Genomic DNA, 14,593 nt, shown 5'->3' on the forward strand with positions numbered 1-14,593 from the left:
ATAAGATTTTTTTAATATCAGTTTTTATAAAACTGACTGTCTTTGGTTATAGTGATGCTGGCATCTTCTTGCGCTGTTACTATAAATTTAAGTTTAGTCACTTTTCGCTCAATATCGTAGCCGTCAGCGGTAACGGTAACCGGTACGCTCTTCATTACACCCGGTTGTACAAGTGTTAACTCAGGGCTTGTAAGTGTTGCACCTGCCAATCCCTCAATAGCAATGCTGTAATGCATAGGCTGCTGCGTTTTATTAATAATCGTTAGCGTATAAGGGTTTTCTACCAAGCCTTCGTAGTTCACTCTGTAAAGCGCGTTTCTGTCGCGAAGTACTGAAGCCTCGATAGGCGTGCGCTGTAACATCCATGCAAACATTGAGATAATCAATAAAGCAGTTAACGCACCATAGCCAACTAGCTTTAACCTAAATGGATTAGTTTTTTTGCCTTCCATTTGCTTTTCGCTAGCGTATTTAATTAATCCTTTTTGATAGCCAAACTTATCCATTGTGTCGTCGCAGGCATCAATACATAAACCACAGTTTATGCACTCATACTGTAAACCATTGCGTATATCTATACCTGCGGGGCACACCTCTACACATAAATTACAGTCTACACAATCACCTAAATTAAGCGCTTTAGGATCGGCTTTGCGTTTACGCGGCCCCCGGTTTTCGCCTCGTGCGCTATCGTAAGTAACCACTAAAGTGTCTTTATCGAACATAACCGATTGAAAACGAGAATACGGGCAAGCAACTGTGCACATTTTTTCACGTAAAAACCCGGCGTTTCCGTAAGTACACAATGCAAATAAAAATACCCAAAAGCTAGTAATGCCTGACCACTCAAAAGTGAACATTTCCATGTATAAACTTTTAGCGGGTATAAAATAAGCCATAAATGAGGTAGCAGTTAGCACCGATATTACAATCCATGCAGTGTGCTTAGTGATTTTTTTACGCCAAGTGCTCAATGTCCATTTTGATTTATCTAGCTTGATACGTTGATTGCGAGTGCCCTCTATACGCTGTTCAACCCAAGAAAACATCAGCATCCAAATAGTTTGCGGGCAAGTATAACCACACCAAACTCTCCCCAACCAGTTAGTTACAAAAAACAACGCAAAGGCGCCCACCATAAATAGTAGGGCTAAAATCATAAAGTCTTGAGGAAGTAAGGTTAAGCCAAAGATTGTAAATTTTTGAGTTGCTACATCAAGTAAAACAGCTTGCTGACCTTTATATTGCAACCAAGGAATAGCTACAAATGTGAGCATAAGCAACCAACCTAGATTACGGCGTATTCGCTGAAAAAAACCTTTTTGCTCGCGAATATAAATAGGCCCTTCTGTTTTATAGGGCTTGATGATCATGTCTTCTTCTTTAATATCAAACTTCATAGTACTTACTTAATAGTGACGGTATTAAGTAAGCTTTTGCAACTTTCAGACCACCCTGAAAGTTAAATTAACTTATTGATATTAAACAACTATTAAAATTTAAAAAAACACAACTTCGCGAAATAAAACGAAATTCGCGATATATCACGAACTCTTTTTAATTCCTAGCTTACGCATTTTTGATCTTAGGGTGCTCTCTGGCAAGCCCAGCTTAGCAGCAGCGCCTTTATCGCCCGATATTTGCCAGTGCGATAGCTCAAGTACACTTATAATATGTTGTTTTTGTGCCTCATCGAGGGTAAGGGCTGGATTGATTGGGTGCTGATCTTTTAGTGTTAACGGCTGAGTTAACTTAAGTACCTGGTGTTTAGATAAAATAGCTTCGCGTTCAAGTACATTTTGTAACTCGCGAATATTACCTGGCCAGTCATATGCTTGTAATTGGCTAATTGCCTTTTTGCTCAAACCACTTAATTGTTTTCCAAGACGCTTGTTAAGCTGAGTAATTAAATTTGTGCATAAATATGGAATGTCTTCTTTTCGGTCTTTAAGCGCAGGCACTGTAATAGGAAATACATTGAGCCGGTAATATAAATCGATCCTAAAACTGCCCTTTTGCACCATTTGCCATAAATCACGGTTAGTTGCCGCTATTACCCTAATGTTTACTTTAAGTGTTGTGCTGCCGCCAACGCGTTCAAACTCTTGCTCTTGTAACACTCTTAACAATTTACTTTGCGCTTCTAATGGCAGCTCTGCAATTTCGTCTAAAAATAATGTGCCTTTATTAGCTAGTTCAAAGCGGCCTTTGCGGCGTTCGCTAGCGCCTGTAAAAGCGCCCTTTTCGTGCCCAAATAGCTCCGACTCTAATAAACTAGGCGTAAACGCAGCACAATTTACTTTTATGAAGGCTTGATTATTACGCTTACTTAAACGGTGCAGGTTACGTGCGACTAATTCTTTGCCTGTGCCATTTTCGCCAAGTATTAATACGGTACTGTCGGTCTCGCTTACTAGCTTTATTTGTTCAAGCATGGTTTGAAAAATATGGCTTTGCCCAACTAACCCTGAGTCTTGCCAGTCCTCATTAAGCTCAGCAATTAAATAACTGTTTTCATCTTTAAGCTGCTCGCTTAAATGTTTAACCTGAGCAAGTGCATTATGTAACTCGTTTTGTGTACGCTGCTGCGCCGATATATCTCGAAATACCGCTACAGCACCGATTAGCTGGTCATTACGATAAACAGGCGTTGATGTGTACTCTACAGCAAATGAGCTACCGTCTTTTCGCCAAAATACTTCATTTTTGATTTCGCGACGTTTGCCATCAAACATAGTGCAATATATCTGGCACTCGTCTGCAGGATAAGGTGTGCCGTCTGCGTGGCTGTGGTGATGGTATTGGTGTATTTTTTTACCAAGCAATTCATCGGCTTTCCAACCGGTCATGCGCTCAGCTGCAGGATTTACAAATACAGCATTACCGGATAAGTCAAAACCATAAATCCCCTCACCTACCGCATTAAGTAATAGTTTAGGGTCGTTTAAAAATTGTTTTATCATTGCAGTAACCTCGCGAAATATCGCGAGCATTATGCCATAAACCAGTGTATTGTTCAGTTAAATAGTAAGCAATTAAATATAAGGCTTAAATAACGCTTTAATATTTATTTTTGCATTCAACTTGGCTGCTATTAAATAAAGCCCAGCTAATTTACGATGAATAAAAAGCGCATCGACAGGTGGGGTGTGCCATTGCTGCGATTGAGCGCTCAGCTCAAGCCCTGCATTTTTAATATTGTTAGCCAACGTGCTGTTTTTAAAGTCAAAATAACCATCGACTCTTAACGGCTCACACGCCATTAAAAATAAGTCAATTACATGATTTTTATAACTATCTACAATACCATCTTCAAAGTAACCTATTTGAGTTGCAGCAGCTAACACCCCCTCTCTGTTGTTTTCACTCCCAGCTTTAAACAAAGATAGGTAAGCTTGACTTAATTGCATGGATATTTCTCGCGTGGCGCCAAAATCAAATAGCACTATTTTTTTGCTCTCGCGTTGGTAATGAAAATTGGCAAAGTTTGGATCAGTTTGAATAAGCTTAAACTCAAACATTTCTTTAAAAAATAAATCAACAAGTGCCGCAGCCACCTGATTTTGCTCATTTTGTGCTAAATCATTGAGTGCTTCAATAGGAGAGGCTTTTACATACTGCATTGCCAAAATTTGTTTAGTATTGTGCTCGGTGTATGCTTTAGGAACGATAAAGCGTTTATCTTCAGATAAAAGATAGTGATACTTTGTAATAAAATGCGCTTCTAAAGCATAATCAGCCTCTGCGAGTAATTGTGCTTTAGCCTCACTTACCAGCGGTTTTATATCCAGCTCTTTAGGAATTAAGCGCGCTATATTTAAAAGTGAAATAACATTATCTACGTCACTTTCTACACTTTTTGCGATACCTGGGTACTGAATTTTTATAGCCAGTTTTTCACCATTTTCTTGGTACGCTAAATGCACTTGTCCAATTGAGGCTGCAGCAAAAGGCCTTAACTCAATATGTGAAAATCTCTCAAGCCAATTATTCCCCCACTGCTGCTTTAACACTGCAATTAACTGTTTATGGGGCATAGGGTTAGCATCTGATCGAAGTAGTGCTAATAGCTTTGTAAGTTCAGGGCTTAGTAGCTCACCAGCATCCATTGAGAGTAATTGCCCAAGCTTCATTGCAGCACCTCTAAGATGCGCAAGCTCAGTGGCTAGTTTTTCAATATTTTTAGGCTGTAGCAGTAAACTTTTGTTATCCCAGCCATTACCACTTAAAGCACTTTTAGTACCGTCTATTAATATATTGGCGGCAACGCCACTGGCTAAAGAGCCTAGCTTTGCAAATCGAGAGAGTCGTGAGGTAGGAATACTGCGCGGTACTGCCATAATTTAGAGCCTAATAAAGTAAGTCTAAATAATACGTAAATGGCGCCGCGCTAGATCTACTTAAAGACGAGGTACTAACTTAATTGCACCCTCAGCCACTTTCATATCAAGAGGTAATTTACTCAGTAACATTATTTTAGGGTCGTCCATATTTAACGAATAAACAGGGTTAACCGCTAAAAAGGCGTTAATTGCTTCCATAGCTTGGCTATCAAGCGCACCTAAGTTACCTTTAAAGCCACCGGCGTCTACACTTGAATCAAGTAGCTTTACATTTCGTAAAAACACCGCTTTTTTCTCACTATCGTAAAATGGGCTGCCTTCAATCTGCAGCTTTAAACGCACAGGGTATTTTAGTGCAAAAGCGTTAATTTCAGCGCTTGAGTCAGCGCCTAATACAACGACATCGCGGTTATCTGGGCCAATGTTTACACTTAAATCGTTCACATCAAACTGAACTGGCAACCCCATTAAACTCACTTTTTCGCTTAGCTTTGGTAATTGCTTACCCAATACGGTTTCAACTTCTGCGTTAGTGAACGAGTAAACAGATACACCTTGGGTTGTGTTACATGCCGCCAAAAATAGTGTTGTTGCAATCAGTAGTAATACTCTCATGAGGATCCCTTATATTAATTTTAATTATAAAAAAGCCGCTTTAACAGCGGCTTTAACAGCGGCTTTTACAATGCATTACCTGTATTTGGTACAGGTGTATTACATTATTATGCTGTAAAAATTGTTTTAATTTTAGCTAGTGTCTCAGGCTCAACTGAACCCTTACTGAGCGCTAACAACTGCTTTAAATAATAGTTTAAATCAGCATGTTCACCACGGTGTTTATCATCTAGCATTGCAACTTGTTCAGCCATTCTAAGCGATGCATTTTCTGAGCTCACGTTGGCTAAAATTTCCATTCTAGTGAGTAATTGTTCACGGCTCAGTGATGTTATTAACGATGTTTGGTATTGGCTTGGCAATACATCGTTATTTTCAATGGCGCTAAATAGTGCATCTAAATTAGCTTGTTCTGCTTGGCTATTAAGCAATGCTAACTTGTGCTCTATCGCTTCAAGTAGGCTGTTTACTTTACCTGTAAGTGATTTGTATTGAGCGTAGCCTTTTACCTTAGTTTCTAGGTCATGCAATTGCGCTTTTTGATTCACATTATCAAGTGCATCTTCAAGTTCGGTCAGTTCAACTGCAGCTTGTTTATCGCTTTCGTTTTGAGCAAGTTTTTGCTCTTCAAATTCGCTGCTTCGTTTCGTAAAGGTGTCATCATTAAATTGACGAAACTTTTGCCACAGTGCGTTTTCAGCTTTTAAGCCTGCAAAGCCTATTGTTTGCCATTGCTGTTGAAGCTGTTTTAGCTCTTGGCATGCACTTGCAAGATCATCGCTTTGTGATAGTTGCTGTGCTTTTTCAACGAGTTCATTTTTTTGAGCTGCATTTGCTTTATGAAACGCATTAAGTGTTGCAAGTACTTGCTGTTGCTCTTTTTTGTAACGATCGTTTAATACGCGGTATGTTTTAGGGTCAACTTTACCTACACTGCGCCATGCTTTGTTTAAGCGATTGTATTGGCTCTCATATTGCTTCCAGTCAAAGCCATCGTCAGTGCAAGGCTCTGAAAGTAAAGCGCTCATATCAGCAATTATAGTTTCACGTTGGGTTTTAGCGGCTTCTCTCGCTACTTCTTGCTCTGCAAAGTAGCTACGACAAGGCGCAAATAATTGTTCAATTTTGTCATCAAACTGCTCGCCTTGTTGCTTTTCTTGCTCAGTATCAAGGCGCCCTAGCTCGTTCCAACGTTTACGTAAAGTTTTAACTTGATCAGCGCGCTGTTGCGGATCGGTACACTCTTCGCCAACTAAAGCCGTTACTTCTTCAAGTAGTGCTTCACGCTTTGGCGCTGCTGCATATTTTTGCCAATCTTTAGCATCTGCAAGTTGCGCTTCAAGTTCTGCTTTAATATTTACTAATGGCTGTTGATAATGTGCAGTTAGTGTATTAAATAGCTCTTCAAAGCCTTTAAAAACACCAAATGCTACATTAAAACGGCCTTCTTCAATTAGGCGCTTTACATCGCGTGCTTTACGTTTTGCTTGGCTTTGATTTTTCTCAAGTGGCTTAGTTAACTCACTCATAGCAGCTAAAAATTGCTTTTTGTTAGCATTTAGCTGTGTTTTAAAGTTTTGTGCAAGTGACCCATCAAGTGTATTCAAATGGCTGCGAGCAGCTTTAAACGCGATATTAAAGGTATTTAAAGAGTCATCGTAATCACTTAATTGCTCAGCCGGCTGTATGTCACACAGTACCGCATAGGCTAATTTATACTCTTTAATTGCACTTGTAAGCTCTGGTAGCTTAGCAACTTGAATAAATAATTTTTCTAGCTTATTAATTACTTGTTTAGATTGCTCGTTATTAGCAAGTTGTGAATCGCTTAGCGATTGCTTAGCTTGAGCTACTTTTGCATCTAACCAATCTTGTTGAATTTGCTCAGGCGTTTCTAGTCCGAGCTGTAATGCATTTTCAATCTCTTCACTTAAAGCCTCAAGAGTAGCAAGCGCAAGTAACTGACGTTGTTGTAAAGCTAGTTTTTCTTGCTCTTTAGCATGTTGCTCTTTAAGTACTGCAATATGTGCATCAAGCTTGTCGGTAATAGTAATGTACTTAGCATCAAGTGTTTTAACATGATCGGCACTTAACCATTTAAGCTCTAGAGCTTGCCACTGCGCCATTAAATCACTCGATTGAGGATTAACGATTGCGTAGTCTGTTTTATCACGAAGTGCATTTAACTTCGCTAAAATTACACGTGTAGAAGCCTCTACTTGCGCTGGCATTTCTATTGCCAAACGTTCATTTTCTATATGTGTTTCTAAGCTCTGCTTAGCGCTGCCTTTAGCGTGTTTTAATAAAGGCTTTGTAAGTTGATGCGTAATAACAAGCTCTACTAAATGAGCTTGTAACTCTTCGCTGCCTTCTTTAAAGGCTTTTTCGATAAGTTTAGGGTTAGCCAAACGCTTTAAAAGCTTAACGCGTACTTGAAGCTCTTTTTCAGCAAATGCTAGTTTTTCAAGTGTTTTAACTGGCGCAAAACGCTCAATGTATTCAGTTTTAATATGTGAAGACAGTGCGCTTTCGTCGCTTAATACTGCATTAGAGATTTGTTGTTCAGCAACATCTTTTAGCGCTTGATCTTGTTTATATGCTTTCCACCACAGCGCTAAGTCGTTCACTTTTTGCAGTGCTTTACGACGAATTTCAGCCGAATTATCTTCAAGGGCTAGTGTATTTAAAATTGTAGCATCGCGCTGTACATCTAGGTTTTCAATTGCTTCTAGACGAACTTGCTGTTTTGGGTGTTTCCATTTTGGTGTAAAAAGGTGTTTAAAGATCATGTTCACTAAACCTAGCTATTTCGTTGTCTGATTTAAATTCTTTTTGTAGTTGTGCTTTTGTTTTTTGGATCATTTCGCCATTTGCACCAATGGTAAACTGCTCGTTTGATTGAGCCACTTTAGCTTGGTACAGCATAACTAATTGCACAGTTTGTTGCTTTTGCTCGTCTGATAACACCGTGCCATCAGGCCACTTACCTGTTGCAGCACCGTACTGTAAGCGTTCAAATAATTCGGGAGTAATGTTTTGTACAAGATTGTCGATATTCATGTCATTTTTTCTTTTTTAGAGATACTAAAATAATACGATTGATAAGGTACCAAATACACCCTACTCCAATTGCGATTGTGTAGGCGTACCACTGCAGGGATTCTTCTTGCGGTTGTAAAAAGTATAAACAGAAAAAGCCACCTAAAAATAAGATTAGCGCCAAAAAAGAGTGATTCATAAACATCTGGCGTTTTTTAATCCGCTGCTCACGTTGCAGCTGCAAAACTTGCTCGTCGTTAAGCTCTGAAATATTACTACCGCAATGCGGACACTGCTTATGTTTGTCTGAAATTGATTTTGCACATTTGGGGCAACGAGTAATCGCCATACATCTCTCCATACTACGCATAAAAAAAGCGCCTTGCGGCGCCTTTTATTGTACGTGTTTTATTTCTCGTTGTCTTTTTTGAATTTAACCCAGTAGTCATCTACTGACTGTTTCATCTCTTTGCGCAGCAACATGATGCCAAATAAGTTAGGAAGAGTCATAACGACGATGGCCACGGCCGCCAATTTCCATACTAAAGTGGTATCGGCAAACGATGCCCAAAAGAACGCTGCAACATAAAATACACGGTACGGCATTACTGAACGGTGCCCTAGCAAGTAAATCATTGCACGGTCACCATAATACGACCAAGCAATAGCGGTCGAGAATGCAAATAACAACAAGCCAATCGATACAATATATTGCCCACTTTCGCCAAAGTAGCCTCTAGTAAACGCTTTAGTTGTCAGCTCAGCTGAATGCACTAGCGATTTACCTACTAAGCTAATACTGTCGTCAGTTGGCATACCGTTTTTAACTTCAACAATACCTGTATACTTATGTTTTTCTGTTAAACCAAAACGAACATCTTCTGCAATTGACCGCGAATTAATAACGGTGTAGCCCGTAGTAATAGACTCACCATTGACCACGTCAATATTACCTGTAAATAACTCAATGTTACTGTCGTTATTATTTAAGTAATTATATAGCTCAGTGCGCTGTGCTTCGTTCGTTTCAGAGTAGTCACCTTTAATAATACTCATCGAAGAGCGTTCAAAGTGTGTTTCGAATTTCTCGTTCCATACACCCGAAGACAAAATAACTAAGCCTGTAAGTGTACAAATAATAATGGTATCAATAAACGGTTCTAATATAGAGACTATACCCTCTGATACTGGTTCATCTGCTTTTGCTGAAGCATGGGCTATTGGCGCAGAACCTTGACCCGCTTCGTTTGAGAATAAACCTCTGTTTACACCTTTGTTAAACGCGTAAGCGAACGATGCACCTAAAAAGCCGCCTGCCGCTGCTGAACCAGTAAATGCATCCATAAAGATTGACGCAAATGACGGGCCGATATTTTCAATATTGTAAAAAATAACAGCAAGCGCACCAATAATATAAACCGCGGCCATTAGCGGTACTACGCGTGATGTAATTGCAGCAATACGTTTAATGCCACCTAAAATTACCAGTGCTAGTAAAACAGATAAAACAGCACCCGTTGCCATTGGCGCAAAACCAAATGTTGCTTCCATACCTTGGGCAATATTATTTATTTGTGGCAAGCTGCCTGTACCAAATGAGCTAATTACCGTTGCAACAGCAAATAAAATGGCTAGCCATTTCATGTTTAGACGTTTATCCATGTAATACATAGGGCCGCCCGACATAGTGCCGTCTTCTGTTTTTTCGCGGTATTTATGAGAAAGAGTTACTTCTACAAATTTGGTTGTCATACCAAAAAATGCGGTCATCCACATCCAAAATAAGGCTGCGGGACCACCAATAGAGATAGCAAGTGCTACGCCACCAATGTTACCTGTACCAACCGTGCCAGAAAGCGCAGTCGCAAGGGCTTGAAAATGTGTTGTGTCGCCTTCGGTGTCTTTTTTATCAAACTTACCAGTTACAACTTTACACGCATGTTTGAAATAACGGATTTGTGGGAACTTTAAATATATAGTAAAAAATAAACCAACCCCTAGTAGCACGTATGGGAACCAAACAGCTCCTCCTAACATGCCATCGAGGCTATCTAAAAATTGTCCAAATACATCCACGCTGAATTCCTCTTATTATTTTAATTGAGACTGTTGACTGCGTATTACTCAGTTAAAGCTAAATAATACGATAACGCTGCTATTGCTAATTTTTTATTATTTGTAAATTTTGTAATAAAAAAGGGCAACATTTTATTGTTGCCCTTACCTTATACTAATTTATCTCAGTTTATCAACGACATTTACGATTGCCGCTAAAGTATCTTGTCCAAATTGATACGAACGGCGGTCAGACCAGCCGTAATCTGGGTCTGGTAGGTCGTTATTGTCTTTAAACGGCATCTCAACGGTGTACGTAAGTGCTTTAAATTCTTCTGCTGTTGCAGATGAGCCCACCGTTAAATTTGCTTTACCCGGTTCGTCTTTATCGTAGCCATGTTCGTCTTGAAACTCTGGAGTAATAGTTAAAAGCGCCGCTTTAAAACTATCTTCTAAGTCTTTTAAACGATCGTCGTAACTTGGTATACCTTCACTACCTGCAACAAAGTTATATGGGATTGCTTCATCACCATGTATATCTAGGTGCATGTCTAGGCCTGTTTCGCGCATTTTATTAAGCACTAAGTAAACCTCAGGGCTATTTTCCATGCTTGGTGTTTGCCATTCACGATTTAAGTTAACGCCTTTTGCATTGGTACGAAGGTGCCCACGTACACTCCCATCAGGGTTCATGTTTGGCACAATGTAAAAAACAGCTTTAGATAAAAGCGCCGCTGCATGCGGGTCTTCATCATCAAGTAATTTATGCAATAAACCTTCTACAAACCACTCTGCCATAGTTTCACCTGGATGTTGGCGTGCTGTGATCCAGATTGTTTTTTTATCTTCGCTTGGTTGGCCAATTTTAAGTACGCTCATATCGCGACCATCTAGTGTTTCGCCAAGAGTTTGTAATTGGCATAGCTCTTCGCATTGCGCCCACGATAATAAATCTAAATGACGCTCGTAGCTGTAAGGCGCAAAGTATGCAAAGTAAACACTGCCGCTTTCTGGCTCTAGCTCAAATGTAAGCGTGCCATTTTCGTAATTAGAAGGTACACGAAACCATGTTTGGCGATCGTACGATGCAACTGCTTGATATCCATCCCAGCCATCTGGGTATGCCGATTTTTCAAGATTATTAATATTTAACTTATGCAATTGGTAAGGTGTTGTTTCAAGACGAAAGTGAAACCACTGATAAAATTCAGACTGGTGATCGCTATTAATCTCTAATTGAATATTTAAAGGATCGGTGGCTTCGATAACATTTATGTTACCACTATCAAAATTGCTGCTGATTTTCATGAAAAAACCTTAAGGTAGAATAAGTTTATCTGCTTAACTTGCAGAACTGACACTATTTTATAAATAGTAAAATGCATAATTACGGCATAACCGCAATACACATTTCAATAATTAAAGCCTATCACACAGGGTACACTTTAAAAATATTACGCGACTAAAAAAGCCAGCAAAAAAGCTGGCTTAGTGATTTATTATTAATTTAGCGAGGTAGGCTTGGGAAGGCTACTTCGGCCATATCACGCATACAGCGAACAACTTGGCAGCTGTAGCCAAATTCATTGTCGTACCAAACGTAAAGTACTACACGATTACCTTCAACAATAGTTGCTTGTGAATCAACAACACCTGCATAACGGCTACCTACTAAATCGGTAGATACGATTTCTGTAGAAGCAGTGTAATCAATTTGATCTCGCAGCTCTGAATGAAGCGCTGTGTCACGTAAAAACGCGTTAAGCTCTTCAACCGATGTCCCTTTTTCTAAATTAAGATTTAAAATAGCAAGCGATACATTTGGTGTAGGTACACGGATTGCGTTACCCGTTAATTTACCTTCAAGTTCTGGTAATGCTTTAGAAACCGCTTTAGCTGCACCTGTTTCGGTAATTACCATGTTAAGCGCTGCAGCACGGCCGCGACGCTCTGCTTTGTGGTAATTATCAATAAGGTTTTGATCGTTTGTGTACGAGTGCACAGTTTCTACATGGCCGTTATTAATACCAAACTTATCGTTTAATGCTTTAAGTGTTGGCGTAATGGCATTAGTTGTACAACTTGCTGCACATACAATTTTATCAGCAGGCAAAATGTCTTGGTTATTCACACCATATACTATGTTTTTAATATTGCCTTTAGCCGGTGCAGTTAATAATACTTTTGCAGCACCTTTACACTCTAAATGCTGACCAAGGCCTGCTTCATCTTTCCAAATACCTGTGTTATCAACAATCAGTGCATTTTCGATGCCGTAAGCTGTGTAATCAATTTCGCTTGGAGAGTTAGCGTAAATTACTTGAATGTAGCTACCGTTAGCTTTAATTGCATTACGCTCTTTATCAATTGTAATTGAACCATTAAAAGGCCCGTGAATTGAATCTCGACGTAATAAGCTAGCGCGCTTTTCTAGGTCGCCATCTTTACCACCACGTACAACAATTGCACGTAAGCGTAAATCGGCATATGGTCCTGACTTTTCAATTAATAAACGTGCTAATAAGCGACCGATTCGGCCAAAGCCATAAAGTACTACATCGCGTGGCTCTTTCGCTGGTAAATCAGCTATTTCTGCAAGTTCAGCTTTTACAAATTCGTCTACAGTACGGCCATTAGCTGCATCAGTATACAAGTAGCTATAAGCAAGTTTACCAATATCTATACGGGCAGAGTTTAACTCCATTTTACTAATCGCTTCTAAAAACGGGAAGCTTTCACGTAAACGTAATTTTGTGCCTTCAAACTGCGCTACAGTTTTATGAGACTTGATAATATCTATTGTACTGGCATTAACGAGAGGACGGCCATATACAGCGATTTCTATGCCACGGTTACGATAAAGCTTACCAATGATAGGTTGCATGCTTTCGGCGTAATCTTGGCGCTCTTGCCAACTATTTGTATATTCTAATTCGTGAGATGAGGTCATTTTATTTACCTAAATTTAACATTTTGAACGGATAGCCTTTGAAAGTGCACTATATTTTGAGAGTAATACACCTTAGGCACGGCTATTCTAAGTTAATCTTAAGTTATTCTCTACTGTTAGAGCACAAATGATTACGTTAGAATGGTTACGTATATATTCATTTGGGGTTAAGGGATGGTTTTAAGAGCAAGCGTATTACTAACAATGCTAGCGTTAACAGGGTGTGATGAACCACTAACACTCGCCCAGGTTTGTAAAGAGACACCTGGGTTTTGTAGTGATCTAAATAAAGACAGCCATTGTAAGAATGAGCGCTCTGTAGTTATTTTAAAGCGCTACACTGAATATAAAAAACCAACAGATGAAAATAAATACCAATTGCTCAAAGGCTTTGAGTCTTATAATCAGTGTATTACGTTAGCTGCAAAAATAGAGCATAAAAAGCTAAAATCTAAGACAACATCGCGCATTGAAGGACAACTAACCAGTATCAAAGAAATGACGCGCTTATATCAAGACACTCAAAAAACTAATCACCCAGGTTTACTTTACTATCATTGGTCTCGAAACAGCGACCAAAGTGCACTTAATAAATTACTCGCCTTAGAAAACGATAAAAGCGTAACGCAAAGTGCCGAAATGCAATTTTTTTTAGCGTCTTACTATATTAAGTTTGATGATGAAAAAACAATAGATCTGCTTTATAAAACGCTTGAGTTGAATAAAAAAGGTATTGAGCCAAACCCTGAAGTTTACACATCACTTATCAGTCTGTTTTATAAACACGATAAGCTTAAGCATGCGTATATTTTTTCTAAGGTTGCGCAAATGTCTGGCATTGAAAACATCGATTTATTACCAATAGAACACCAACTTATGAGCAATGGTAAAAATTTAGATAGTTTCGATACACTTGCCCAACAAACATATGAGCAAATACAAAGTGGTGAATTTGTATCGCCTAGAGAGTTTTAGCTAGGACGTGTTGATCTTCGTGGATTGAAATTTGTTCAATCTAGGGGCGATTAAATCACGGCGCGAGGCTACTAAGTAAATAGGTTCTATAACTGCTGCTACATTATTCTAATAGCTACATTGCTCTACCTTGTGCATCTATTTAGTCGTAAATCAGAATTTTTAACGCAGATAGCGACACATTTAACCCAGCAAAAAGATTAAGTATTATTGCGGATAGGTAGTATATGCAGTAGTAAATACAACAAAAATACCCAGCATTGTGGAGCTAGGTACTTTTATGTAAATAAAAAGGCAGCTTACGCTGCCTTTTTTTATTTTGCTTTGCTTGTGCCCACTTCTACACGGGTTTTAAGCTTTTGGCCTGGTCGAAATGTAACCACACGGCGCGCCGAAATAGGAATGTCTTCTCCTGTTTTCGGGTTACGGCCTGGTCTTTCTTTTTTATCACGAAGATCAAAGTTACCAAATCCAGAGAGCTTAACTTGCTCACCTTTTTCAAGCGCTGAGCGGATTTCTTCAAAAAACGCTTCAACTAAGTCTTTGGCATCTTTTTTATTGATACCCAGTTTTTCAAATAGGTGTTCAGCTATGTCGGCTTTAGTAAGCGCCATAT

At 39.2% G+C, this 14,593-nt stretch carries 12 protein-coding genes; 1 reads left to right on the plus strand and 11 read right to left on the minus strand.

Going from position 1 to position 14,593, the window contains the following annotated elements:
• Positions 1 to 17 precede the first annotated feature (17 nt).
• The 10 genes from ccoG to ALFOR1_RS10145 form a co-directional block, all read right to left on the minus strand.
• The gene (ccoG, locus tag ALFOR1_RS10100; RefSeq protein ID WP_104642887.1) at positions 18 to 1,400 is read right to left on the minus strand and encodes a cytochrome c oxidase accessory protein CcoG; all 1,383 of its coding nucleotides are present in this window, start codon (positions 1,398 to 1,400) and stop codon (positions 18 to 20) included.
• 144 nt (positions 1,401 to 1,544) lie between these two features.
• Positions 1,545 to 2,963, minus strand: a complete 1,419-nt coding sequence (locus ALFOR1_RS10105) for a sigma-54 interaction domain-containing protein (protein WP_104642888.1) — start codon at positions 2,961 to 2,963, stop codon at positions 1,545 to 1,547.
• 72 nt (positions 2,964 to 3,035) lie between these two features.
• Positions 3,036 to 4,340: an ABC1 kinase family protein gene (locus ALFOR1_RS10110; RefSeq protein ID WP_104642889.1), complete on the minus strand. Its 1,305-nt coding sequence runs from the start codon at positions 4,338 to 4,340 to the stop codon at positions 3,036 to 3,038.
• Positions 4,341 to 4,400: 60 nt separating this feature from the next.
• Positions 4,401 to 4,958: a DUF1439 domain-containing protein gene (locus ALFOR1_RS10115; protein ID WP_104642890.1), complete on the minus strand. Its 558-nt coding sequence runs from the start codon at positions 4,956 to 4,958 to the stop codon at positions 4,401 to 4,403.
• Between the two features lie 107 nt (positions 4,959 to 5,065).
• Positions 5,066 to 7,747 carry a DUF349 domain-containing protein gene (locus tag ALFOR1_RS10120; protein WP_104642891.1) on the minus strand — a complete coding sequence of 894 codons (2,682 nt, stop codon included), beginning with the start codon at positions 7,745 to 7,747 and terminating at the stop codon, positions 5,066 to 5,068.
• Positions 7,737 to 8,018, minus strand: coding sequence for a YeaC family protein (locus tag ALFOR1_RS10125; protein ID WP_058549572.1), 282 nt, complete (start codon positions 8,016 to 8,018; stop codon positions 7,737 to 7,739). Before ALFOR1_RS10125 ends, ALFOR1_RS10120 begins: the two co-directional genes overlap by 11 nt.
• Position 8,019: 1 nt before the next feature.
• Positions 8,020 to 8,346 carry a zinc-ribbon domain-containing protein gene (locus ALFOR1_RS10130; protein ID WP_058549571.1) on the minus strand — a complete coding sequence of 109 codons (327 nt, stop codon included), beginning with the start codon at positions 8,344 to 8,346 and terminating at the stop codon, positions 8,020 to 8,022.
• Between the two features lie 59 nt (positions 8,347 to 8,405).
• A complete protein-coding gene (locus ALFOR1_RS10135; RefSeq protein ID WP_373864952.1) occupies positions 8,406 to 10,073 on the minus strand; it encodes an alanine/glycine:cation symporter family protein in 1,668 nt (555 codons plus the stop codon).
• Between the two features lie 159 nt (positions 10,074 to 10,232).
• A complete protein-coding gene (locus ALFOR1_RS10140) occupies positions 10,233 to 11,360 on the minus strand; it encodes a M14 family metallopeptidase (RefSeq protein ID WP_104642892.1) in 1,128 nt (375 codons plus the stop codon).
• A 199-nt stretch (positions 11,361 to 11,559) separates the two neighbouring features.
• On the minus strand, positions 11,560 to 13,002 hold the full coding sequence (locus ALFOR1_RS10145; protein ID WP_104642893.1) for a glyceraldehyde-3-phosphate dehydrogenase: 1,443 nt from the start codon (positions 13,000 to 13,002) through the stop codon (positions 11,560 to 11,562).
• A gap of 174 nt (positions 13,003 to 13,176) precedes the next feature.
• Here ALFOR1_RS10145 and ALFOR1_RS10150 point away from each other — a divergent pair, with 174 nt between their 5' ends.
• Positions 13,177 to 13,977, plus strand: coding sequence for a DUF2989 domain-containing protein (locus ALFOR1_RS10150; RefSeq protein WP_104642894.1), 801 nt, complete (start codon positions 13,177 to 13,179; stop codon positions 13,975 to 13,977).
• 314 nt (positions 13,978 to 14,291) lie between these two features.
• On the opposite strand, the gene ihfA is transcribed toward ALFOR1_RS10150, so the two are convergent.
• The gene (gene ihfA, locus ALFOR1_RS10155; protein WP_002960690.1) at positions 14,292 to 14,591 is read right to left on the minus strand and encodes an integration host factor subunit alpha; all 300 of its coding nucleotides are present in this window, start codon (positions 14,589 to 14,591) and stop codon (positions 14,292 to 14,294) included.
• Positions 14,592 to 14,593: the final 2 nt, after the last annotated feature.

Source organism: Pseudoalteromonas carrageenovora IAM 12662, assembly GCF_900239935.1.
GTDB lineage: Bacteria > Pseudomonadota > Gammaproteobacteria > Enterobacterales > Alteromonadaceae > Pseudoalteromonas > Pseudoalteromonas carrageenovora.

Coding starts and splice junctions, on each gene's coding strand:
- ccoG (WP_104642887.1), bottom strand. CDS start 1,400: ATGAAGTTTGATATTAAAGAAGAAGACATGATCATCAAGCCCTATAAA.
- ALFOR1_RS10105 (WP_104642888.1), bottom strand. CDS start 2,963: ATGATAAAACAATTTTTAAACGACCCTAAACTATTACTTAATGCGGTA.
- ALFOR1_RS10110 (WP_104642889.1), bottom strand. CDS start 4,340: ATGGCAGTACCGCGCAGTATTCCTACCTCACGACTCTCTCGATTTGCA.
- ALFOR1_RS10115 (WP_104642890.1), bottom strand. CDS start 4,958: ATGAGAGTATTACTACTGATTGCAACAACACTATTTTTGGCGGCATGT.
- ALFOR1_RS10120 (WP_104642891.1), bottom strand. CDS start 7,747: ATGATCTTTAAACACCTTTTTACACCAAAATGGAAACACCCAAAACAG.
- ALFOR1_RS10125 (WP_058549572.1), bottom strand. CDS start 8,018: ATGAATATCGACAATCTTGTACAAAACATTACTCCCGAATTATTTGAA.
- ALFOR1_RS10130 (WP_058549571.1), bottom strand. CDS start 8,346: ATGGCGATTACTCGTTGCCCCAAATGTGCAAAATCAATTTCAGACAAA.
- ALFOR1_RS10140 (WP_104642892.1), bottom strand. CDS start 11,360: ATGAAAATCAGCAGCAATTTTGATAGTGGTAACATAAATGTTATCGAA.
- ALFOR1_RS10145 (WP_104642893.1), bottom strand. CDS start 13,002: ATGACCTCATCTCACGAATTAGAATATACAAATAGTTGGCAAGAGCGC.
- ALFOR1_RS10150 (WP_104642894.1), top strand. CDS start 13,177: ATGGTTTTAAGAGCAAGCGTATTACTAACAATGCTAGCGTTAACAGGG.
- ihfA (WP_002960690.1), bottom strand. CDS start 14,591: ATGGCGCTTACTAAAGCCGACATAGCTGAACACCTATTTGAAAAACTG.